This window comes from Bradyrhizobium sp. CW1 (assembly GCF_023100665.1).
GTDB classification, from domain to species: Bacteria; Pseudomonadota; Alphaproteobacteria; order Rhizobiales; family Xanthobacteraceae; genus Bradyrhizobium; species Bradyrhizobium canariense_D.
Window position 1 is genome coordinate 219,997 of the sequence record NZ_CP064685.1, and the last position, 23,499, is coordinate 243,495.

Below are 23,499 nucleotides of genomic sequence, written 5' to 3' on the forward strand. Positions count from 1 at the left end.
ATGGCGGATCTCGAGATCAACGATGTGTCAATGTCGTTTGTTGACCGTTCTGGCAAGGGGCTTCTTGCGCTGGATAGAATCTCGCTCGCTATCGAAGACAGCGAGTTTGTCTGCTTGATCGGCCATTCAGGCTGCGGCAAGAGCACGTTGCTAAACATTGTTGCTGGCCTTCTGGCGCCTACAAAGGGTGCAATACGCTGCGCCGGGACGACGATTTCTGGCCCGAGGCCGGAGCGCGCAATGGTCTTCCAGAGCCATGCTCTATTGCCCTGGATGACTTGCTACGAAAATGTTCGCCTTGCGGTCAAACAGGCCTTCAAGGGTGCCGCGGCATCCGAATTGAAGGATCGCTCGGAGCAGGCGCTGAAGCTTGTTCACCTGGAGCACGCCATCAACAAATACCCTTTCGAGGTGTCAGGTGGAATGAAGCAGCGGGTGGGCATCGCTCGCGCTTTTGCGGTCGAGCCTAAGGTGCTGCTGTTGGACGAGCCGTTCGGCGCGCTCGATGCGCTGACCAAGTCGAGCCTTCAGGACGAACTGGTTCGCATCGTGGAAAAGACCCCGACCACGGTTGTAATGGTCACGCACGACATAGACGAAGCGATCTTCCTGAGCGATCGAATTGTCGCGCTCTCGAACGGACCGGCTGCGCGAATCGGGCGGATTTGGGAGATCGATACCTTGCGACCGCGGGACCGGCTCAAACTGGCGACCCACGCCGGGAGTCTGCAGTATAGAAAGGAAATTCTCGAGTATCTGTATCAACGAGAATGCGTGCCTCAGGGAATGGTAGAGCTATAACGGCCGAGATCGTTGCGGCTGGAGCGCGAGAGCGGGCTGCGCCCCGCGGCTTCAGGCACCGAAGGCACGGAAATCGCCTTCAGGCATCTTGAAAGCCGCCGTAGAAGGCTGTTTGATCGGGCGGGGGGCGGTCACCCACCGTCGGATTTTCGTCGTTGGCCTCTTCCGGATTGGCACGCAGGAGCGAATGTTCGACTGGAACGACCTGAAATTCTTCCTTGAACTCGCCCGGCAGGGGCGGTTGATGCCGGCCGCGCGGCGCCTCAAAGTCGACCACACGACGGTCAGCCGGCGCATTTCAGAGCTTGAGCGAGATCTTGGTATCAAGATTTTCGACCGCAAGCCGAACGGGTTCGTGCTGACGGAGGACGGGCACAAGCTCTACCAAGAGGCCGAGAAAATTGAGGGCGCGGCCCTGGTGATATCGGAAGATTTCCGCGCCACGCCCGCCGAGCCCACTGGTCGCGTCCGGCTGACGAGCATGGAGGGTATTGCCGCCTTCTACCTTGCCGAGAAGTTGGTCCAATTCAATGAGAAGCACCCGGGCGTTGTCGTGGAGCTTGTGACCGAAAGGCATCTGATCAATCTGACCAAACGCGAGGCGGATGTGTGCATCAGCTTCGTTCCCCTCGTGGGCCCCAAACTTTCGGTCAAAAAAGCTGGCGAGTTCAAGCTTGGGCTGTTCGCGTCGTCCAGGTACATCGTGGAACGGGGGACGCCGGGCACCATGGAAGAATTGAAGCGTCACGATTTCATTGATTATGTCGACGATCTCGTGGCTATCCAGCCGGTGCAGTGGCTGCACGACGTCCTGGTGCCGGAGAGCGTCGTGTTTCGATCGACCAGCATGGCAGCCCAGCAGAATGCGATCGCTGTCGGGCGTGGCATCGGCCTTCTGCCCTTCTTCTCGGCAAAAAAGGATCCTCGCCTTGTATGGCTCATGAAAGATGTGGTGGTCACGCGGTCGCTCTACATTTCCGTCCATGAGGATATCGAATATATGGGTAGGGTGCGTACGCTGCTGCGGTTCCTTCATGAGATCTTCAAGGCGGACAGAGCGTATCTGAACGAATTCGAGTGATCGAATACGCGCAAGTGTATCTGCGGAATTTCTTACGGTCGACGTCCTCCCGTGATGTACTAGAATGCCGGCGCGAGGGAGCGCTGCGATGGCTGACGACTTTACGTACAAGGTACGCGGCTTCTTCGGCCGAATTCCCTCTGAACCGCATCTGCTGACCGACCGCATCACGCCAGTCGAAGGCTGCATCGTGTTGTGCCATCTCGGTGTTCTCGATGTCACTCATGGGGATGATTGGACGCTGGAAATCGCCGGCCTGGTCGAGACGCCCGCGAGCTTCTCCGTCGGTCAGCTCAAGTCGCTTCCAAAGACCGAGTTGGTCTCGGTGCATCAATGTGCAGGCAGCCCGCTGGCGCCCGACAAGCCCACGCAGCGGGTCTGCAACGTGCGCTGGGCGGGCGTTCGTCTGGATCATGTGCTAGCATCAGCGGGCGTGGCGAGGAGCGCAAATTTCGTCTGGTCACAGGGGGCGGACTCCGGCGACTTCGGAGGCATCGCGTGCGGACATTACATCAAGGATCTGCCGCTCTCCCGGATATCCGACGACGTCTTGCTCGCCTATGAGATGAACGGAGCGCCGCTGCTTCCTGAGCACGGGTATCCGTTGCGGTTGGTGGTCCCGGGCTTCTACGGCACGAACAGCGTCAAATGGCTCCGCAAGCTCGAATTGCGCTCGGAGCGGGCTCCGGGCGTCTTCACCACCACATGGTACAACGACCTCGCGCCGGACGGCTCGACCCAGCCGGTGTGGGCGATCGCCCCCCAATCGGTCATCGTGGCGCCAAAGCCGAATCGTCAGCTCAGGCGTGACGAGGTTTTGCAGGTCTGGGGATGGGCCTGGGGTGACGACGGAATTGCGGCGGTCGAACTGAGCGCCGATGAAGGGCGGAGCTGGCAGGGATGCCGCTTGGAGAAGGTGTCAGGACGATCCTGGACCAAGTTCACCTGTGATTGGATAGTAAAAGAGGGATGCTGCGGTCTCCTGTCTCGGGCGATCTCGCGATCGGGCGAGAATCAGCCGGCCGGCGGCCGACGCAACGCGATCTATCGCGTGCCGGTCCTGGTCGTCTGAAGACGCGCAACCGCTCGTGCAGATTTTCCGCATTCGCCACCCGCCGGCGAAAGACTAACCTGTGGTGCCAGAAACCGAGAGGATCGTCTCAAATGCCGTCGAATTTGCCGCGCTTCAAAGCTGCCGCGTGCCACACATCTTCAGTTTTCCTCGACGCGGCCAAAAGTGCAGACAAGGCCTGCGACCTCGTTGCCGAGGCGGCACGCAACGGTGCCTCGCTGGTTGCTTTCCCGGAATCGTTCATTCCCGGCTTTCCCGTGTGGGCGGCGCTGCAGGCGCCGATCATGTCTCATGATTTCTTCAGAGCGTTGTCGGCCCAGGCATTGCGGCTCGACAGCGCGGAATTGACAAAGGTCAGGATGGCGGCCAAGCGCCACAACGTCGTGGTCTCTATCGGTTTTACGGAAGGGACGGTTGCCAGCCTTGGCTGTATCTGGAACTCCAATCTTTTGATCGGCCAAGATGGATCGATCCTGAATCATCATCGCAAGCTCGTTCCGACCTTTTACGAGAAGCTGATCTGGGCTGCCGGAGACGCGCGTGGGTTGCGCGTCGCGCAGACCTCCATCGGCCGCATTGGCATGCTGATTTGTGGTGAGAATACGAATCCACTTGCCCGCTATTCATTGATGGCGCAGGGCGAGCAAGTTCATATTTCGACCTACCCGCCGATCTGGCCGACGCGTCCCTCCAAGGAGAAGGGGGGCTATGACCTACGCAGGGCCATCGAGATCCGGGCTGGAGCTCATTCGTTTGAAGCCAAATGCTTCAACATCGTTTCGTCCGCCTGCATGGACGTAGGTATGAAGGACGCGCTCGGACAGGCTAACCCCGCCATGCTGGATGTGATCGAGGGCACACCGCATGCTGTATCGATGATCCTCGATCCAACAGGGCAGATTATCAGCGACGTCCTCTCAGACAGCGAAGGCATCGCATATGCCGATATTGACGTCGCGCAATGCGTCGAACCGAAGCAATTTCACGATGTCGTAGGCTACTATAATCGTTTCGATGTGTTTTCGCTGACGATTGACCGTTCGCAGCGCGAGCCGGCCGTTTTTATCGACATGGAGACAGGCGAGGGGGACGAACGGCCGGTCCAGTCCTCGCAGCAGGAGACGGTCAGACCCAGAGTGGCCGAGCTTGAGCGGGCAGTTGCGGACTGAGTGATCCATCAAGGGGGGCCGAGATGAAGCGCGTTCTCAGCGAGCTGTTGGAGCAGTGACCGACAGAACTCGTGCGTTCCGCCGTCGGCTCCCTTTGAAGGTCGGCGCGCGAAGGATGGGATCATTTCGGGCGGTTACAACGTTCATCCGAAGGAGTTCGAACTCGAGATCGACCGCATTCCAGATGTGCTCGAAAGCGCCGTCGTCGGACTGCCACATCGATTTCGGCGAGCGAGTTGTCGCGGCCGCCGTCCCGACGGCAGGAGGAGCTGCAGGGGAAAGGGATGGCGTGGCGGTGCTGAAGGACGGCTGGTTCCATACAACCTGCCGAACAACGATTTCTGCGTGAGCGAGCTGCCCGGAATACGATCGGAGAGGTTCAGAAGAACGTGTTGCGCGAGTTCAGAGGGAAAAAAGGCGGCCAGTCATTCTGCTCGTCTGGATCGTTGCGAAAACCGCAATGGTAAATTGAAGGAACATTCGATTATCGCCCGAATGGGAAATGATAAGTACCGAGACATCGTTTGAATAGCGAAAGCGAATTGGGAATGTCAGCTACGATCAAGCTCTATGGCGGCAAATTGTCCGGACACAGCCACCGGGTCGAGCTCTTGCTCGGCCTTCTCTCGCTTCCCTACGAGTTGATCCCGACGCCCCCTGCCGAGCGAAAGACGCCGGCCTATCTCGCGATGAACCCGTTCGGGCAGATACCTGTCATCGATGATGACGGCGCCGTCGTTGCCGATTCCAATGCAATCCTGATCTATCTGGCCAAGCGCTACGACACTACCGAGACGTGGCTTCCGGAAGATCCCGTCAGTGCGGCTGCCGTGCAACGTTGGCTGTCCGTGGCAGCCGGACAGCTCGCATATGGACCAGCGACAGCTCGGCTGGGCAAGGTGTTCAACTTGCCCGTCGATGGCCGGCAAGCGGCCGAGATCGCCAGCAGTCTGTTCAGCGTGATGGATGGTCATCTTGCGAAGCACGAGTTTCTCGCGGCAACCCATCCCACCGTGGCTGATCTCGCTTGCTACAGCTACACACGGGCCGCTCCGGAGGGAGGCATTGAACTGTCCTCCTACCCGAACATTGTCGCCTGGCTGGGGCGGCTGGAAGCACTTCCGAATTTTCAGCGGATGCCAAGCGCGCCTGCGAGCTGATCGGCAAATCTTCTTCGAGGTGCGGTCATGACCAGCCTTTCCGAACGGAGCTCGTCTCCTTTTCACCAGGGCGAGATCGACGTGCAGCGACGCGTCGGCGTGGCCGACAGAATGAGCGAGCGCGGGAAAACCTCCATCCGCACATGGATGCCGGATCAGCACCGTGAATTCTTCGCAGGACTCGAATACCTCCTTGTCGGCTCGTCGGACCGAGCGGGCTGGCCGATCCCTTCGGTCCAGTTTGGCCCGCGCGGATTCGTCTCTTCACCGGATCCAGGACGGCTGCGCATCGAAGCGTTACCGAAAACCTTCGACCTGCTCGGAACGAATCTTTCCGTGGGCGCCAGCTTGGGCGTGCTGGGCATAGACCTGACCAATCGTCGGCGAAACCGCATGAACGGAACGCTGATCACCCTCGACCAGACAAGTTTCGAGGTGGCGGTCGTGCAGAGCTTTGGCAATTGCCCTCAATACATCCACACGCGCCATATCAGCGCGGCACCATCCGCTGCGCCGGAGCAACTCGGTCCCGGCGAGGTCGAGGCGTTCGCCGTCTTGGACGATGCGGCACGAGAGCTGATCCGCCACTCGGCGACCTTCTTCGTCGCCTCATGTGCGGCTTCAGATGACGGATCATCGTTCGATTGCGATATTTCTCACCGCGGCGGTAAGCCAGGCTTCATTCACGTGGCGGATAACCAGATCACCGTTCCGGACTTTGCGGGTAATTCTTTTTTCAACACGCTTGGGAATTTTATGTCCAATCCCAGGGCGGGACTGCTTTTTGTCGACTTTGTCGTCGGCGATGTCCTAATTCTGCACGGGACGATCGAGTTGCTCTGGAATGATCCGCCGATTCAGGGCTTCAAGGGCGCCGAGCGCGCCTGGCGGCTTCATGTCACGGCCGGCCGGAGAGTGCGTGCTGCGGCGATCCCTCTCATCGGAGAAGTGGTCGAATATTCTCCGAGGGCGCTCACCACGGGAGCTTGGCCGAGAGGTGAGCGTTCCCAGTGACCCAATGGAGCTGATGAGAGCGAGCATGACAGCCTCGAGCGGCCGATGGAGATCGACAGGGCCAATCTGATCCCGGCCCAGCGATATTCACGGATTGATCGGCCGAATTCAGCTCTCTGGCGCGACTGCCAGAGTTCACCATTTGGGGGCCGGGCCAACTGGCGGGTTGAGAAGGCCGTGGGGCTGCCACGGCCTTCCATTCGGAGAAGATCAGGACATCGTCGGCATCACGAACTCGGCGCCGGCCCGGATGCCGGTCGGCCAACGGGTCGTGATCGTTTTCAGCTTGGTATAAAAGCGAACGCCCTCGGGGCCATGCATGTGATGGTCGCCGAACAGAGAGGCTTTCCATCCGCCGAACGAATGGAATGCCATCGGCACCGGGATCGGTACGTTGATGCCCACCATGCCGACCTGGATCTGATGCGCAAACTCACGCGCCGCATCGCCATCCCTGGTAAAGATTGCGGTGCCGTTGCCGAACTCGTGCTGGTTGATCATGTCGGCCGCGTCGTCATAAGACTTGGCCCGGGCCACCACGAGCACCGGTCCGAAGATCTCTTCGCGATAGATCTTCATGTCCGTGGTCGCGCGATCAAACAGGCTGCCGCCGATGAAGTAGCCCTTCTCGTAGCCCTGGCGATGGAAATCGCGCCCGTCCACAATCAGCTTCGCGCCTTCGTCAACGCCGGCATCAATATAGCCTCGGACTTTGTCGAGGTGCTGCTTCGTCACCAGCGGGCCCATCTCGGCCTCGGGGTCAGTACCGGGACCAATGTTAAGCGCGCGGACCTTGGGCGCCAGCTTTTCGATCAGACGATCGGCGGTGGTGTCTCCGATCGGAACGGCTACCGAGATCGCCATGCAGCGCTCGCCGGCGGAGCCATAAGCCGCGCCCATGAGAGCGTCGACGGCCTGGTCCATGTCGGCGTCAGGCATCACGATCATGTGGTTCTTGGCGCCGCCCAGCGCCTGGCAGCGCTTGCCGTGGCTGGTCGCCGTCTCATAGATGTATCGCGCAATCGGCGTCGAGCCGACGAAGCTGACCGCCACGATATCGGGATCCGTTAGGATGGCATCCACCGCTTCCTTGTCGCCATGCACGACGTTGAACACGCCGTCGGGCAGCCCGGCCTCCTTCAGCCACTGCGCAAGCACGAGCGAGGCCGAGGGATCGCGCTCCGACGGCTTGAGGATAAACGTATTGCCGCAGGCCAGCGCAACCGGGAACATCCACATCGGGACCATTGCCGGGAAATTGAATGGCGTGATGCCAGCGACCACCCCGAGCGGTTGACGCAGCGAGTGGCTGTCGACACGGGTCCCGACATTCTCGGTGATCTCTCCCTTGAGCAGTTGCGGCGCGCCGGTCGCGAACTCCACCACCTCCATGCCGCGTTGGATCTCGCCCTTCGCGTCCGAAAGCACCTTGCCGTGTTCGGCGGTGATCACTTGGGCAAGTTCATCGATTCGATCCTCCATGATCCGCAGGAAACGGTTGAGAATACGAGCACGGCGCAGTGGCGGTGTGTTCGCCCAGCCCGGGAAGGCCTTGCGGGCGGCTGCAGCGGCCGACCGCACGTCTTGCGTCGTGGCAAGTCCGAGCGTTGCCGATTGCTCGCCGGTCGCGGGATTGTAAACCGGCGCGGTGCGAGGGCCCCGGCTCGGCACCAGCTCGCCATTGATGAAGTTCGGAATAGTCACGGGCATTGGCTGCTCTCCCTAACATGATGCTTGATCGAGCCAGATATGCAGCGCATAAAAATGCGGCATCAACGGCCGAATTCGCGGCTCCGTTGTGCAGAAAGTGTAGTCAATGGATTGGGAGCGCGTTCGGATATTCCTAGAAGTGGCGCGTGCCGGCCAGATTCTGAAGGCCTCGAAAAGCCTACGGCTGAACCATGCAACGGTCGCCCGGCAACTGACCGCGCTGGAGAGTAGCTTGAATGCCAAACTGCTCGAACGACACACTACAGGCTGCGCGCTGACGGCGGCGGGCGAGGCGCTCGTCGCGGCTGCCGAGCGCGCAGAGAGCGAATTCCTCAAAGTGGGATCGAGCATTGGAGGCGCCGCCGAGGCCCTCACCGGAACCGTGCGCGTAGGGGCACCGGACGGGCTTGGCAACTACTTCCTGGCCGATCGGCTGGGCGCGCTGGCCGCGAAGCACCCGGGCCTTGTCATTCAACTCGTGCCGCTTCCGCGCACATTCTCCCTGTCAAGGCGCGAGGCCGACGTTGCGATCACGCTGGACCGGCCCAAGCAGGGTAAGCTGATCCTGTCCAAACTCACCGACTACACGCTCAGTGTCTATGCTGCTGATGCTTATCTCGCGCGCGAGGGTCCCATCAAGACGCAGGCCGATCTTGCCGGCCGCCTGTTCGTCACCCAGGTCGAGGATTTCGTCTACAGCAGGGCATTGGACTATGCCTCAGTGCTCGGCCGGCTCATGTCGCGACGCTATGAATGCGGTAGCGTCGTTGCGCAGATGGAGGCCGTTCGTGGTGGACACGGCGTCGGAATCCTTCATGATTACGTGGCCCAGCGCTATCCCGAATTGCAGCGTCTGCTTCCCGACATTCGTTTCGTGCGGAATTACTGGTTGACGTCGCATCCCGATACGCACGAAACGCGGCGGGTTGCAGAAGTGCATCGCTTTATCGTGGCATCAGTCAAGGCGGCGAGGCCGTCTTTCGAGGCTGCTTGAGCGCCACTGCCGGTTGCTCGGGCGGAGCTGTTTGGTTCGTTCCCGATCCGGCGCATTCCATGAACGCCCGCAGAGCGGAGGACACGAATGCGTCCTTGCGGTGAACGAACACCGTGGTGGCCCTGCCGGTCCCGTTCGGCAGCGAATGCAGGCGGATCAAGCCCTGTCGTTCGGCAGAATCAGCGACGACGCGCGGCACCAATGACAGCCCGACCGAAGCCGCCACACAACCGATGATTCCGTCGAGCGTTCCCATTTCCATCCAGCGCAGGTCGACGAAACCACGATGCGCAAGATATTCGGACAGACGCTGTCGATAGGAGCAACCGGCACGAAACACGATCACCTTCCGGCCGCTTCCCGAAGCCAGGAATTTGCCGAGGTGTTGGGGGGACGTCACCATCGGCGGCGTGATCAGCACCAGCTCCTCCTCCACGATCGGTGTGCAGGTCAGTTCACCGTGCGTGACCGGTGCAGAGACAAAAGCTCCGTCAAGCTTCCGAGACAATACGCAGTCGACCAGCGCTGCGGTCGGGCCTGTCTCGATTTGGACGTCAACATCGGGATAAGCGATGCCGTAATGGGTGAGCAACGGTGGTAGGCGCAACGCCGCCGTCGTCTCCATTGATCCAATGCGCAGCTCCCCGCCCGGCCACGCCTCGTCCTTCACTGCGCAATGCGCCTCGGCCAACAGATCGCTGATGCGCTTGGCGTAAGGAAGCAGCCTGTTGCCCATGGAGGTGAGCGTAACGCCTTTCTTGGACCGATCAAAAAGTCGGACACCGAGCTGGTTCTCCAGCGCTCGAATTCGCTGGGTCACGTTCGATTGCACGGTGTGGAGATTGTGGGCGGCGCGGCCGATTCCGCCGGCCGTGGCGACCGCGGAAAAGAAATTCAGATCCGTGCTGTCCATGTGGTCATCTCCCGGAATGATGACTCTGATCAATAATAATCACTTTTATGTTGTCAACAGCCAATCTAGCTTCCCAGTATCCGAGACGGGCATAAGCCTAGGAGAGCAAGAGACATGGCTATCAAGACGAGACTGACCGAATTTTTTGGGCTCGAGCACCCGATCGTGCTGGCGCCGATGGATCCGGCCTCCGGCGGCGAGCTGGCCTCCGCGGTTTCCGCGGCAGGTGCTCTCGGCCTTATTGGCGGCGGCTATGCCAACCGCGCCTGGTTCGAAGAACAGTCCGCAAAGGTGAGCCGCCCGGACGTCGGCTGTGGATTCATCACCTGGGCGCTGGCGAACGATCCGGGTCTGCTCGATCTCGCTCTGGAGCGGCACAAGAAAGCGATCATGCTGTCGTTCTCGGATCCTGCGCCATATGCCCCGAAAGTGAAGCAGGCCGGCATCCCCCTGATCTGTCAGGTGCATACGCTCGAGCATGCCCAGCGGGCGATCGACGTCGGCGCGGACGTTATCATCGCACAGGGTACGGAGGCCGGCGGCCACGGACTCACGGCGCGCTCGACGATGCCGTTCGTTCCTGCAGTCGCCGATATGATCGCGCAACGAGCGCCGCGCGTTCTCCTTCTTGCCGCCGGAGGCATTGCTGACGGACGCGGTCTCGCCGCCGCGCTAATGCTAGGTGCCGACGGTGCTTTGATCGGATCGCGGTTTTGGGCCACGCAAGAATCGGTCATTCATCGCAACGCTAAGGAAAAGGTGCTGGCAGCCACCGGCGATGAAACGATCCGGACACGTGTCTACGACGTTGTCCGCAAAAAGGCTTGGCCCTCGGAGTACACCGGACGCCTGATGAAGAACGGCTTCATCGAAAGGTGGCATGGCCGGGAAGACGAGCTGCGCACACTGCAAGAAGCCGAGCTGCAGCGCGTCGAGAAGGCGTGGGTCTCCGGCGACTACGATACGGCCAATGTCACGGTCGGAGAAGCAATCGGTCTCATCAACGACATTCCACCCGCCGGTGAGCTGGTGAAGCGAATTTCGGCAGAAGCAAGCGCATGTCTTGCGCGCTATGCGCCGACGCGAACTTCTATCGCGGCCTAACGGGTCCGCAACTTTCTATGTATTGCCGGGTGGAAAAGGCGCGTGCGCTGCGGCGCACGCGCCCGGGAAAACACGTGCCCAACAAGGCCCATGGAGAGATATGATGAGCGAACCTAAAGCGGACGCCCCGAACCTGAGCATCTGGACGGTGGTGCTTGCCTCAAGTGCAGGCACGGTTATCGAATGGTATGACTTCTATCTCTATGGAAGCCTTGCCGTGTTCTTTTCGACCCTTTTTTACCCCGCCAATGATCCCACCGCCGCCGTCTTGATCAGTGTTGCGACCTTTGCGACCGGATTCGTCATCCGGCCGTTCGGTGCCATCCTGTTCGGCAGTCTTGGCGACCGATTGGGACGCAAGCACACGTTTCTGCTGACACTTATCTTAATGGGGATTTCGACCACCGCGGTCGGCCTTTTGCCGACATATGAAAATATCGGCTTTGCTGCACCTGTCGCGTTGGTCTTGCTCCGTTTGGTACAGGGCTTGGCCATCGGCGGCGAGTACGGTGGCGCTGCCATCTATGTGGCTGAGCATGCACCGGTAAACCGTCGAGGCTTCTTCACCAGTTTTATCCAGACCACAGCCACCTTGGGCTTCTTCGTTGCAATTCTGGTCGTGCTGGCGTGTCGGCTATCGCTCGGGGAGGAAGCTTTCCGTGCTTGGGGCTGGCGTATCCCGTTCTTACTGTCTGCACTTCTCGTCGTGTTTTCGATCTATCTTCGTCTGAAGCTGAGCGAGTCGCCGGTTTTCGAGCAGATGCGCCAGGCCGGCAAGGTCTCGCGCGCGCCGGTTCGCGAAAGTTTTGGGACGAGACAAGGGTTGGGTTATGCGCTCTATGCTCTCTTCGGCGCGACGGCGGGTCTGGGATGCGTGTGGTACACTGGACAATTCTATGCGCTGTATTTCCTGCAGAGCGTTCTCAAGGTGGACTTCCTGACGGCAAATGTCTGCGTCGCCGTTGCTCTAGCCCTTGGCACGCCCCTGATCGTCGTGAGCGGGGCCCTGTCAGACCGCATCGGACGCCGCCCGCTGATTGTCGCCGGCCTGCTGCTCGCCGCCGCGCTCTACGTCCCCATCTACATGGGGATTGCAAGCGCCACGGCTGCGCACAATTACGTGGTCGTCACCGCGCTAATCCTGGCGCAACTCATCTTCGTAGCGCTGGTCTGCGGGCCGAATGCCGCATTTCTCGTCGAGCTCTTTCCGGCGCGGCTGCGATATACTTCGCTGTCGCTTCCCTATCACATCGGCACCGGGATATTCGGCGGCTTCGTTCCGCTGATCAGCCTCTCGCTCGTCAGCTACACCGGCAACATCTACGCCGGCCTGATCTATCCCATCGCGATCGCACTGATGACCGCGGCGGTTAATGTCCTCTGCCTGCCTAAGACTGTCGCAGTCGACCTTTCCAGTGAATTCGGCAACACACCGGCAGCCAGCCGCCAGATCGCATGAGCCGCCAATTGCCATCAAGGTGTTCGTGCAAGACCCTTTGCACGAACGCCCCGCGGGAATTTGCCGTGGCGATGGTATGAAGGATTTATTCGACGTCTGCGATGAGCCCCTGGCTGTCGTGATTACGAAGACTACCTCCCTCGACTTGTCGCAGATGTCCTGCGACCCAGTCACCCCGTTGCCGATTGCAACGGGGTGTTTTTTTTGCGTCCGCATCCGCCTCGTCGAAGGCAATCCGTTGCCCAAAGCAGCAGCAATCTGTCTCGATTGTAGGCGATCATCGCCGGTCCACCTGCTCGTGCTCCGTTCGCGCACGCCCATTTGCGAAGATTCGCACTGTCTCGCTCGTGCGCGATGGATACAGTTTTTCCGAGCAGGGGAGGGCATTGCCAATGAAGCTGATAAACAAATTGTTGCTGCTGACATGCGGCGCGCTGGTCGCGGTGGCGACCGGAACAGTTCCGGTCTTGGCCAAGGAGACCGTAAAGCTTGCGTTTATTGGACCATTGTCGGGCGGGAATTCAGCTCCCGGTATCGGGGGCCGCAATTCCACGCAGTTGGCCGTGCAATTGAGAAACGCCGACCCATCGGCAAAGTACATTTTCGAGCTCGTCACCTTGGACGACGAATGCAAGCCGAATATCGGCATCCAGGTCGCAACCAAGGCCGCATCGGATCGTAGCATCATCGCCGGTGTGACCCACTATTGCTCTGCCGTAGGCATCGCGACGGTTGATACCTATGCCCGGTTCGGATTGCCGGTCGTGGTGTGGGGCGCCATCCTGCCCGAGATCACCTATGGCAACGACTACCACGAAATTCATCGCGTCAACGGGACGATGATCAATGAAGGCAAGCTCGCAGCGGAGTTCCTCACCAAGCAGGGTTTCCTGAAATACGTTGTCGTTCACGACACCACCGACTACGGCAAGGGACAGAACAAATATTTCAGCGAATATCTCAAATTGGCCGGCGGCGAGATCGTCGCGATTTTTCCGGTCAGCCCGGATCAGCAGGACTTCACGGCTGAGCTCACCAAGATCAAGGAGCTGAAGCCAGATCTGATCATGGTGGGCGGCCTGACGCCGCTCGGCGTCCGATTGCGGGCTCAAATGGATCGGGTCGGTGTCACCGCTCAGCTTGCGGGCGTCTCTGGCATCATGAACGCAGGCTTCCTGGAAGGCGCAGGTGCCGCGGCGGAAGGAACGATTTCCTTCCACAACGGTGCTCCCATCACCAAATATGAGCAGGGTCAAGCGTTTCTCGACGCATACGCCAAGGCGGGCTTTCGCGAAGACCCGGACGCCTATGGCCCCTTCGCCTACTCCGCCGCCACTCTGATCATGGATGCGATCGAGAAGGTTGGCCCCGACCGCGCCAAGGTCAGGGACCTGCTCAATACGACCAAGGCATACAAGTCGCTGGTCGGCGAGATCAATTTCGACGACCACAGGCAGAACATTCTGAGGGCCAACGTCTATGTCGCCCAGGATGGTAAATGGGTCTATTGGCCGGATAGCGAATATGCCGCCAGCAAACGAAAACTCCGCCTCAATTGACCAGACGTCATGCGACGCCCTAGCGTGCGGAGACATTGATGGACATCGGGATCGTAGCGCAGCAGCTGTTCAACGGCCTCATGCTGGGGGTGATCTACTCAATGATCGCCGTTGGATTTTCGCTGTTCTTTGGGGTGCTCGACGTCATCAAGTTCTCGCATGGTGACGTCGTGACGCTCGGAAGTTTTTCAGCCTTGGGAGCCGCCGGCGTTTCGGGAGCTCTCTTTGCGCTGCCCCCTGCGCTGGCCTTGCTCACCGGTTTGGCGGCTGCGGTCGGCGCCGGGGCGCTCGCGGGCATCGTGATCGGGAGGATTCTTGTGATCCCCTTGCGCGGCGCCCCCAGCATCAATGTGCTGCTCGCGACCTTAATGGCCGGCACCGTGCTACGCGAGGCCATCCGGCTTGGCGTGCCCAACGGGGGCAACCCGAAGCCGTTTCCGGCTCTGTTGCCGAGTGGCATGATCAATGCCGGTTCCTTCAGTGTGGGTATCGATAGTGTGATCATCGTATGTGCCGGACTGCTGTTGGTGGTGGGAACGCATCTGTTCGTGACCCGCACCCGGTTCGGGCTCTCGATCCGCGCCGTGGCCCAGGATGACGAGGTTGCACGCCTTGCAGGCATCGACCAGCAGCGCGTGGTGCTGGGGACCTTCGCATTGGGATCGGGCTCGCCGCCTTTGCCGGCTGCATGCTCGGGCTGTATTACCGCGAGATCAGCTTCAACATGGGCGTTCTGCTCGGCATTATCGGATTCGCCTCGGCTGTGGTGGGCGGTCTTGGAAGCCTGATCGGGCCGATCATCGGGGGATTTCTATTCGCCGGCGTGCAGACGCTGGTTGTGGTGGCGATGCCGATCTCGAGCGCTTATCGCGATGTGGTGGCCTTTGCCGTCATCATCATCCTGATTGCGTTGTTCCCGACAGGAATCATTGCAGAACAGCGCAGCGAACGGGTGTGACATGAGCAGCCTTTCAAGCCCGGCTCCCTCGCTCTCCGTCCCACGGATTCGTCGTCATCCGCGCGCCCTCGTCGCAGCCGTGGTGGCGCTCCTGTTTTCCGGCGGCGGCGTGATGATGCACGCCGAATCCCAGCCCGTCGTTCTCGCCTTGCTCGCAGCCTTCGTTCTGGCGTTTGGAGTGTCCGATCGAACGCAGATCGGCCGGGAGATTGCCGCCACCTGCGGCGACTACCGAGGCGTTGCCAATGGCATGGCATTGCTGTGTGCGTTGATCCTGATTGTCCTGTTTCACGCCGATCACTACGCGCTTCTCATGTTGTCAACGGTAGCAATCTTCTCGACTGCCTGCATCGCTCTCAACTTGCAGCTCGCATTCGCCGGCATCGCCAACTTCGCAGGCGCGGCCTTCTTCGTCGTGGGATCATATACGGCCGCCCTAGTGACTGCATACACCACCGTTCCGCGCACATTTGCGCCGTTGATCGGCGCGATTGTGACGGGTGCAATGGGCCTCGTGCTGTTGCTGCCGGTGCTGCGAACGCGCGGGCACTATGCCGCGCTCGTGACGATCGCCTTCGGCGTGCTGCTGCGGACCTGGCTCGAAGTCAACGACGTCCTCGGCGGGCCCCAGGGGCTGAAGATCGGAAGCTTCTCGATCATGGGGCTCGATTTCGCCCGGCTCAAACAGATTGGTCCATGGAGCGTGTCGTTCTATCTGCCCTATGCAACGCTCTCGGTCTGCATGTTCGGCCTCGTATTCATCCTCGTCCGTCGTCTGGAAAACTCGTGGGTCGGCATCGCCCTGGACGTTGTCCGCAGCGATGAGACCGCCGCGGCGGTGTTCGGCCTGTCGATCCGGCTGTGGAAGGTCGTCGGCTTTGTCCTCGGCAACGCCATCATCGGCATGGCTGGAGCGCTCTACGGGATGATGAACGGGTTCGTGACACCCAACGGCGCGGGCCTCGGGGACTCCCTGCTGATGCTCTCCAATCGTGGTGCTGGGCGGAATCGGCAATTTGTGGGGCTCCGTCGTAGCCGCGCTGATCATCCTGGAAGTGCCGGAAAAACTGCAGTCGATCCAGGAATTCCGCCTGTTGCTGTTCGCCTTGCTCGTGCTCGTCATCTTGCTGTTCCGCCCGGGCGGCATCCTGCCTCGTCCGGTGAGGGACCTGTCCCGCTTCATCGACGGAGCGCCAAAATGAGTAGCACTCTGCTGCATTGTGCCGGTCTCACCAAGACATTCGGCGGGCTGGTCGCGCTCGACCGTTTCGACGTCGAAATCGGCCGCGGCGAGACGATCGGGCTGGTCGGGCCCAACGGATCGGGGAAGACGACATTCTTCAACGTCATCACGGGACTTTACGACCCGAACGCGGGAACGATCCGGCTCGATGGCCGCGACCTCTTTGGCTGTGCGCCCCAGATGATCGGTCGTGCCGGTGTCGCGCGAACCTTTCAGCGATCGAGGCTGATGCTCGATCAGAGCGTGTTCGACAATATTGCGGTCGGAGCCCTCTGCCATTGCGATCTCGGTCTCCTTACAAATATGTTTCGGCGCGCGCGGTGGGGCAGAGAGCTGCGGGAGACGGTCAATCGCGCAAGGGAGATTGCGTCCCGCTTCAACGCCGCGATTGCCGACCGGCTGTTCCAGCCTGTGAACTCTTTCGCGATGATCGATCGTCGGCGGATCGAGATCTGCCGGGCGCTGATCGGCAGGCCGCGCCTGCTGTTGCTGGATGAGCCCTCCGCCGGTATGACCCCGGATGAGACGCGCGAACTCATGGACGATCTCCTCGCATTCAGGTCCGAGATGCCGGACCTCGCCGTGGTCCTGGTGGAGCACGAAATGGACGTCATCCGGCGTGTCTCCAATCGCTGCATCGTGCTCAATTTCGGCCGAAAAGTCTTCGAAGGCAGTTTTGACGGGTTGATAGCCGACCCCGAAGTGCAGGCAGCTTATCTCGGGATAGGGCAATGATCAGCGTGCGACGAACCGCGGCGCGGACGTTGTCGGCCAATGCGATCAACGCCGGCTACGATCGCGCTGACGTTCTGAAGAACGTGACCATCGAGGTCAGGCCCGGTACGGTAACGGCCATCCTGGGGGCCAACGGCGCCGGCAAAAGCACGTTGATCCGGGCCATCCTCGGGTTGACCCGGATCCGGAAAGGCGAGGTTCGCTTTGGGCACGTAGCGACTACAAACATGCCTACCCACAAGATCGCGGCCCTCGGGATCGCGACGGTCCCGGAAGGCAATCGCGTGATGCCGCGCATGAGCGTCCTTGATAACCTCAAGGTGGGCGGATTGATCATGCGTGACGACAGGCGCGTTGCGGCCCGGATGGAGGAGATGTTCGAGGTGTTCCCGCGTCTGAAGGAGCGGCGAAGCCAGCTCGCGGGAACACTGTCCGGCGGTGAGCGGTCGATGCTCTCCATCGCGCGAGGGCTGATGGCCGATCCGGAACTCGTGATCTTCGACGAGCCCTCGCTCGGACTGTCGCCGTTATTTGTCTCGGAGGTTTTCGGAATAGTCCGACAACTGAAGACAGCCGGGCTTTCGGTTCTGCTGATCGAGCAGAACGTGCGTCAAACGCTCGACGTGGCCGATTACGGCTACGTGCTGGCACAAGGACTCGTTGTCGCCAAAGGAAGCGCTGAACTCTTGAAAGAGAATTCCGAGCTTCACAAGGCATATTTTGGAATCCACTAGGGAACGGAGCTCGCTATGAATTTTCAGGTGTTGGAGCGGATCAATCCGCTGCGTAAGCCGAAAGGTTTCGAGCCGGTGGTTCAGCGTTGGTCCGTCGGTTTCCCACGCAAATGCGACGCCTTGTGTGTTGCATTTCACGGCATCCAGGGACCGAACGCGGAAGCCGTCTACAAGTCCGGCTTCATACGGTGGATGTCCGAAGCCGTCAGCCTGCCGAACGGCCCGCACGTGCACGATCATGCGTGGTTCGTCGATCACAACGGCCTCTATACGCATGTGGTTGCGAGCTATTGGGTTGACCGGACCCGTCGTGATGATTGGCTCGAAGATAGTCGCGTGGCAAATTGGTGGAACGATTCGGCGAGGTGTTCGGAGGCAACGGGCTACTTCCGTGAGAGCTTGACCGTTCCGATTGAACGCCTTGAGACGCTGTATTGGAACGATTATCCAGCCGGAATGAGTCGCTCTAACGAAGTGGCGCTCTACCCGACACCGTATTGCGGCTACTACGGCGCGATGCGCGACCGGATCCCACTCGCGGCGGTCGATCCCTTGCCGTCGGCGCTGCCTGAGCTCCCATCCGCGACGCCGCGCGAGACCAGGTCCAATCGGTGGCGGATCGCTACGCCCCGGAACCTCACGGTGATTCGGTCGGCGGCCTTTTGGGGGCGCTGCGATGCCGACCAAACCGAAGATTACATGCGCGACCTGCGAGCTCCCCTCGAACGCGGAATGGACTTCTTGCGCGAAAGTCCTGAGGCAACGGGTTGCTGCTCGCTGCGGTTTCAGCAAACATGCGATGTCGGCGGGGCACCCGAGCTCGAGACTCATGCGCTCGGATATTTTCTCTCGCTCGGCCACATGGAGAACTGGGCTGAGCATCATCCGTCGCACGGGGCGATCTTCCGCGCCGCAATGGCCCGTTACCGCAAGTTCGGCGCGAAGAACCAGCTCAGAACCTGGCATGAAGTCTTCGTGCTGCCGGAGAACAACCAGCTTTTCGAGTATGTCAACTGCGCACCAGGCACGGGCCTATTGAACTACTTCGAAGGCGAGCGGCGGTCCTAGGCTGGACGGCTCGAGTTACGGCCAGAATTCGATCAGATCGAACAGGGCTGTCATCGCGCTCGATACATAGACATCCTTTCGCCAGACGAACACCGTCTCAACGGCCGTCCGGGAAGGCGGCAACGCATGCGCAGCGACCCTGCCGTCCCGGGCGGCAGCTGCAATGACACCTCTCGGCATCAAGGTGACACCAAGGCCGACGGAGACGCAACTGATGATGGCGTCGAGAGAACCAAGCTCTTGCGGCTCGGACAGAGTGATCCCCATTTCCATCAGCATCGTCTCCAGACGGGTGCGATAAGAGCAGCCGGTCTGAAAGACGATCATCTTCAAGGGCCCGATGGCAGCCAGGTCCTTTGTCCGGACCGAAGGGGTCGTTACCAGCACGAGCTCCTCGTGGAAGAAAGGCCGTTGATGCAGGTCCGGGTGATCGACCGGGCCCGCGACAAACGCGCCGTCGAGACGATACTCGAGGACGTCATTCAACAAGCGTGTAGTGTTTCCGGTCGTGATCGTGAGCTGGACGTGGGGACAGGCGCTGGCAAACCTTGGCAGAAGCGGAGACAATCGCAACGCGGTGGTCGTCTCGAGGCTTCCGATCAGCAGAGTGCCCCTCGGCACACCATCATCCCGTGCCGCAGCTCGGGCATCCGCGGCAAGTTTTGAAAGCCTCGCGACATAGGGGAGGACCCTGCGGGCTGCCGGGGTTGGCGTTACGCCCCGTGCGTGACGCTCGAAGAGTGAAATGCCAAGCTTGCCCTCAAGCACTCGGATACGAGTTGTGACTTTGGATTGAGCAGTACACAGCTGCGTTGCCGCACGGCTGATACTTCCAAGACGCAGAACCGTCTCGAACACTTTGAGATCGGAGAGATCCATTCCAGTCCACTCTTGAAGCCAGCAGCAGCAACATTTTGAATGTCGTCACAATCATCCTAACGACCAATGTGGGCCGCGTGAAAGACGCATTGGGGAACCATGCGGCGCGCGTCGTCATCTAGAGACGAGATGACCGTCATCTCAACTGGTAATGGTTCGCCGCGAACCGCAGTGATCGCAACGAGGCTTGCATAAACTCACATCCCAGCGCCCTTGTTCGACTGGCCCTGATATCAAGGTGGCCCTGTGGGCTAAAGGCAATTTTTATCAATGTGCGATAGATGAGGCGGAGTGATGGTCGGACTCAGCGTGTTGAGGATTTTTCATGCTTGCCAAGTTCAAGATTTCTTCCAGGCTGATGTTGATGGTGGTTCTCTCTGTTCTAGGTATTGCATCCGTGGCCGGGGTCGGCTTGTCGGCCCTCAAGAGCAGCCTGCTCGAGGACCGAAAAGACAAGCTTCAGCAGCTCGTCCTGCTGGCGAAGCAGGTGCTTGAATTGGACTACCAGGGATCCCGAGCGGCAGGGCTCTCCGATGCGCAGGCCTTGGAACGGAGCAAGCAACTGCTTCAATCATTGCGTTTCGGCAAGGACGACTATTTCTATGCCCTCGACATGGATTCCGTACTGGTCGCGCATCCCAATCCCAAGTTTCAGAACAAGAGCATGAAGGACACCTCGGATGCCAACGGTGTCTTTTTCTCCCGGCTGCAAGTCGATCTTGTGAAGTCCGGCGGATCCGGCTTTGTCGCCTTTAGCTTTCCCCGTGCCGGCGTCGGCGACCCACTTCCCAAGATCGCCTATGTCGTGGGGTTCAAGCCCTATGACTGGGCAGTCGCGGGCGGCATCTATCTGGACGACGTAGACGCGATATTCATGGCAGAAGCAAAGCGCATTGGCCTTCTCATCCTTATAGCCCTTGCGCTTGTCGTGGCCACGTCAATTCTTCTCAGCCGCAGTATCACGCGGCCGATCGCCAGTCTCACGCGGGCGATGCGAAAGCTCGCCAGTGGCGATACAAGATCGGCGATTCCTGCGCTCTCGCGTGCGGATGAAGTGGGAGAGATGGCGACGACCGTCAAAGTGTTTCAGGACGCCATGATAGAGACCGCTCGCCTTCGCCAGGAACAGGACGAGATGAAATTGATGGCCGAGACGGAAAAACGGGGCCTCCTGGGCAAGCTGGCCGACGAGTTCGCACAAGGTGTAAGCACGTCACTCGATGCCCTCTTTCACTCGGCTTCCGCTATGAGGACGACGTCCCAAGGCATGTCGGAGACGGCGAGATCTGCCAGCCGCCAGTCCGGAGTGGTTGCGACTGCTGCAGAAGAGGCCAGCTCAAGCGTGCAGTCGGTCGCGTCGGCCACTGAGCAGCTCTCGGCCTCGATCGCCGAGATAGGCAATCAGGTGGCGCGTTCGACCAAGGTCGCCGGAGGCGCCGTTGAAGAGGCGCAACGGACTAATATCACAATTCAAGGTCTTGTAGCCGCGACATCAAAGATCGGAGACGTGGTTCAGTTAATAACTGCGATCGCAAGCCAGACGAACCTGCTGGCGCTAAATGCAACCATTGAGGCCGCCCGTGCCGGCGAGGCGGGAAGGGGGTTTGCCGTCGTGGCAAGCGAGGTGAAGTCGCTCGCAGGGCAGACCGCACGTGCAACGGAGGAGATCTCGACCCAAGTCAACGGCATGCGGGGCGCCATGAGCGAGGCTGTCCAAGCAATCGAGGGCGTGAGCGGCACGATATCCTCGATCAACGAGATCGCAATTGCGATTGCATCCGCCGTGGAGCAACAGGGTGTCGCGACGCGCGAAATCGCACGCAGCATCCAGCAGGTCGCGCAAGGCACCGAAGACGTATCGCGCAACATCGTCGGGGTGAGCGAGGCGTCTGCCCAGACCGGGGTGGCTGCGGCTGATGTGCTTGCGGCTGCAGGTGGGCTGAACCACCAGTCCACTTTGCTGAAAGCGGATGTCGATCGCTTCCTGGCAAGTGTTCGGGCCGCGTGAGTTGGCGTGCTCCGTCGTCCATCTTAAAAATAGATGACCGTCATCTTGAATGATGATGTCGATCTCGGCAGAGAAAACATACAACGAGTATTGCAGCTTTTCATTGCTCGGTCCACCTTGGTTGCCGGCCGCAGCTTTGTTAGTTGAGCCTCCAGGAGCATCGCCATGCCATTTTTGCGGTTCGATTTGATCGAGGGACGAAGTGACGCGGAGATCCAACGGCTTTTGGATGTCACTCACGAAGTTCTGGTCGAAACGCTCCACGTGCCGCCCCGCGATCGCTATCAGGTGGTGCATCAGCACCCCAAATCCAGCCTCGTCGCGCTTGACACAGGTCTTGATATCAATCGGACCGATAAATTGGTCATGCTGCAGTTGACGAGCCGACCGCGCGACAAGGCGTCCAAATTGGAGTTTTACCGCGTCCTCGCCGAGAGGCTGTCGTCGTCCTGTGGAGTAGCGTCAACTGACCTCATGATAAGTTTCGTGATCAATGCGGATGAGGATTGGTCATTCGGCATGGGACGAGCGCAGTTCGTCACCGGCGAGTTACACTAGGCCTGGAGCAAGTTTGCCTCAGTGTTATTGCAGGGAACGGAACCCGTCCGCCCGCCCGCACCGAGCAGAGACGCCTGCCTCGCCCATAAACGGAAACGCGTTGTCCCGTTCGACTGACATAAGCGACTCGGGGCCGGAATTGCCGCTTGGCTGCGGATTTCCTTCCCCAGAAGGCCAACACGATTTCTCTAACGCTCTGGTCGCGGACTTTTTTTGCCCGCACAAGCGGGGCTACGTTCTTGAGCCGCATCAGGTCAATACGATCTCACTTCAATGCCGCGGCGGGCTCTAGACATTCGACAAGAACCGTAGCCTCAATTGGTTACAGACTATCGCTTCTACGATCCCTTCATTCAGTCGCGCAGCAGAGACCGTTGCAATGACCCTCCTTGCTTTCCCAAAACCAGGTTGGCAGGCGTACAATTCCGCCGCTGAACACCTTCGCGGATTAGGTGCCCCTCTGGCGCAATTCGATTTTGCTCGGGTTCGCACCCCCGCAGAAATGTCGGTCTCATTAGCGGTGCTGGAAGCAACCAATTGCTGCATCGGGGCCATTGTGCGCGACCTTGATGGTGCGTCCGCAGCTGGACCGATCATCGAGCTGTCGCGGGATCTGTCGCATTCTATTCAGGATGCACGCGACAAGTTCGCTTCGAGCGGGCTTTAAATACCATTACCCGTCAGGAGCTGCTTACGAATGAACAGCAGCGGTGGATCAGTCAGGTCGGTGTCCCAGAAGCGCAGCGCAACCCAGGTGGCTGAGCCGACGGCATCTCCGGCGAAGTCGTCAGCATCCTGCCTCGATCAGAAAGGTCGTGAGCAACGTTGGCAACTATGTGACGTCGGCAGCCCGCGGCAATCGACAAGTAAAGCGCCGAGCCGAGAACTGTCGACCAGCCCGCAGCGGCGTCGCTGCTGGGTTCGCGGAGCGCCTTATCTCAGCTCCCGCTGGATCGGTCCGGTATCGCGAGACATGCGAGCGCAGGCTTGGCCAGGAGGCAAAGACACTTGCTCAAGAAGCTTGATCTCGCGCGCCCAAGTCGATCACTAACCGATGAGCTTGACACGCTTTGACAGTCACACCACAGAGGCACGCGAGGCCACTAAAACTCATGCTGGCGGTGCTGGGCTGAGAGCGCTGCCCGCGCGCAACGAGGGTGCCCGGCAAGCGGTGGGGCTGTGTCCGTCGCCGATCGGCCTGAAAGTTCTTCTATCCTATCGAGGGATACTCGAGGACCCCCGTCGCTGACACCGAGCGCGCGCCCCGAACGACGATGCTC

The 23,499-nt window shown here is 60.0% G+C and carries 19 protein-coding genes and 2 pseudogenes; 18 read left to right on the forward strand and 3 right to left on the reverse strand.

All coding sequences use genetic code 11. From position 1 onward, the window contains the following. From IVB54_RS40680 to IVB54_RS40705, 6 genes are all read left to right on the forward strand, one after another. Positions 1–801: an ABC transporter ATP-binding protein gene (locus tag IVB54_RS40680; RefSeq protein WP_247478046.1), complete on the forward strand. Its 801-nt coding sequence runs from the start codon at positions 1–3 to the stop codon at positions 799–801. A gap of 187 nt (positions 802–988) precedes the next feature. Beyond that, positions 989–1,882, forward strand: a complete 894-nt coding sequence (locus IVB54_RS40685; protein ID WP_247285610.1) for a LysR family transcriptional regulator — start codon at positions 989–991, stop codon at positions 1,880–1,882. Between the two features lie 88 nt (positions 1,883–1,970). Continuing rightward, positions 1,971–2,954 carry a molybdopterin-dependent oxidoreductase gene (locus tag IVB54_RS40690; RefSeq protein WP_247478047.1) on the forward strand — a complete coding sequence of 328 codons (984 nt, stop codon included), beginning with the start codon at positions 1,971–1,973 and terminating at the stop codon, positions 2,952–2,954. Between the two features lie 92 nt (positions 2,955–3,046). Further along, positions 3,047–4,123: a carbon-nitrogen hydrolase family protein gene (locus IVB54_RS40695; RefSeq protein WP_247478048.1), complete on the forward strand. Its 1,077-nt coding sequence runs from the start codon at positions 3,047–3,049 to the stop codon at positions 4,121–4,123. Between the two features lie 548 nt (positions 4,124–4,671). Continuing rightward, positions 4,672–5,283 carry a glutathione S-transferase gene (locus IVB54_RS40700; protein WP_247478050.1) on the forward strand — a complete coding sequence of 204 codons (612 nt, stop codon included), beginning with the start codon at positions 4,672–4,674 and terminating at the stop codon, positions 5,281–5,283. Positions 5,284–5,310: 27 nt separating this feature from the next. Continuing rightward, positions 5,311–6,297, forward strand: a complete 987-nt coding sequence (locus IVB54_RS40705) for a pyridoxamine 5'-phosphate oxidase family protein (RefSeq protein ID WP_247478053.1) — start codon at positions 5,311–5,313, stop codon at positions 6,295–6,297. A gap of 210 nt (positions 6,298–6,507) precedes the next feature. On the opposite strand, the gene IVB54_RS40710 is transcribed toward IVB54_RS40705, so the two are convergent. Next, the gene (locus IVB54_RS40710) at positions 6,508–8,007 is read right to left on the reverse strand and encodes a CoA-acylating methylmalonate-semialdehyde dehydrogenase (RefSeq protein ID WP_247478056.1); all 1,500 of its coding nucleotides are present in this window, start codon (positions 8,005–8,007) and stop codon (positions 6,508–6,510) included. A gap of 106 nt (positions 8,008–8,113) precedes the next feature. Between IVB54_RS40710 and IVB54_RS40715 the strand changes: the two genes are divergently transcribed. Beyond that, entirely contained in the window at positions 8,114–9,001 is an 888-nt protein-coding gene (locus IVB54_RS40715) for a LysR family transcriptional regulator (RefSeq protein WP_247478058.1), read from the forward strand. Here the strand turns inward: IVB54_RS40715 and IVB54_RS40720 are convergent. Next, positions 8,967–9,914, reverse strand: coding sequence for a LysR family transcriptional regulator (locus tag IVB54_RS40720; protein ID WP_247403142.1), 948 nt, complete (start codon positions 9,912–9,914; stop codon positions 8,967–8,969). The two genes, IVB54_RS40715 and IVB54_RS40720, sit on opposite strands and share 35 nt — an antisense overlap. A gap of 114 nt (positions 9,915–10,028) precedes the next feature. On the opposite strand from IVB54_RS40720, the gene IVB54_RS40725 reads away from it, so the two are divergent. The 8 genes and pseudogenes from IVB54_RS40725 to IVB54_RS40760 all read left to right on the forward strand — a co-directional run bounded on the left by IVB54_RS40725 (position 10,029) and on the right by IVB54_RS40760 (position 18,774). Then, a complete protein-coding gene (locus IVB54_RS40725) occupies positions 10,029–11,018 on the forward strand; it encodes a nitronate monooxygenase (protein ID WP_247478060.1) in 990 nt (329 codons plus the stop codon). Positions 11,019–11,121: 103 nt separating this feature from the next. Further along, entirely contained in the window at positions 11,122–12,477 is a 1,356-nt protein-coding gene (locus IVB54_RS40730; RefSeq protein ID WP_247777609.1) for an MFS transporter, read from the forward strand. 392 nt (positions 12,478–12,869) lie between these two features. Then, complete coding sequence (locus tag IVB54_RS40735) at positions 12,870–14,036, forward strand: branched-chain amino acid ABC transporter substrate-binding protein (protein WP_247478064.1); 1,167 nt, start codon at positions 12,870–12,872, stop codon at positions 14,034–14,036. Between the two features lie 38 nt (positions 14,037–14,074). After that, a pseudogene (locus IVB54_RS40740) lies at positions 14,075–14,994 on the forward strand (branched-chain amino acid ABC transporter permease). Between the two features lie 313 nt (positions 14,995–15,307). Then, a pseudogene (locus IVB54_RS40745) lies at positions 15,308–15,904 on the forward strand (branched-chain amino acid ABC transporter permease); the annotation flags it as partial. Between the two features lie 288 nt (positions 15,905–16,192). After that, on the forward strand, positions 16,193–16,972 hold the full coding sequence (locus IVB54_RS40750; protein ID WP_247478065.1) for an ABC transporter ATP-binding protein: 780 nt from the start codon (positions 16,193–16,195) through the stop codon (positions 16,970–16,972). After that, positions 16,969–17,706 carry an ABC transporter ATP-binding protein gene (locus IVB54_RS40755; RefSeq protein WP_247285561.1) on the forward strand — a complete coding sequence of 246 codons (738 nt, stop codon included), beginning with the start codon at positions 16,969–16,971 and terminating at the stop codon, positions 17,704–17,706. The genes IVB54_RS40750 and IVB54_RS40755 overlap by 4 nt, the downstream gene beginning before the upstream one ends. A 15-nt stretch (positions 17,707–17,721) precedes the next feature. Beyond that, a complete protein-coding gene (locus IVB54_RS40760) occupies positions 17,722–18,774 on the forward strand; it encodes a phenylacetaldoxime dehydratase family protein (RefSeq protein WP_018458442.1) in 1,053 nt (350 codons plus the stop codon). A gap of 15 nt (positions 18,775–18,789) precedes the next feature. Here the strand turns inward: IVB54_RS40760 and IVB54_RS40765 are convergent, their stop codons facing one another. After that, positions 18,790–19,653, reverse strand: a complete 864-nt coding sequence (locus IVB54_RS40765) for a LysR family transcriptional regulator (RefSeq protein ID WP_247369523.1) — start codon at positions 19,651–19,653, stop codon at positions 18,790–18,792. A gap of 325 nt (positions 19,654–19,978) precedes the next feature. Between IVB54_RS40765 and IVB54_RS40770 the strand changes: the two genes are divergently transcribed. From IVB54_RS40770 to IVB54_RS40780, 3 genes are all read left to right on the forward strand, one after another. Next, a complete protein-coding gene (locus IVB54_RS40770) occupies positions 19,979–21,661 on the forward strand; it encodes a methyl-accepting chemotaxis protein (protein WP_247369521.1) in 1,683 nt (560 codons plus the stop codon). A 165-nt stretch (positions 21,662–21,826) separates the two neighbouring features. Further along, positions 21,827–22,219 carry a tautomerase family protein gene (locus IVB54_RS40775; protein ID WP_247369519.1) on the forward strand — a complete coding sequence of 131 codons (393 nt, stop codon included), beginning with the start codon at positions 21,827–21,829 and terminating at the stop codon, positions 22,217–22,219. Between the two features lie 379 nt (positions 22,220–22,598). Beyond that, positions 22,599–22,886 (forward strand): hypothetical protein, encoded by a 288-nt coding sequence (locus tag IVB54_RS40780; protein ID WP_247369516.1) that lies wholly within the window; start codon positions 22,599–22,601, stop codon positions 22,884–22,886. Positions 22,887–23,499: the final 613 nt, after the last annotated feature.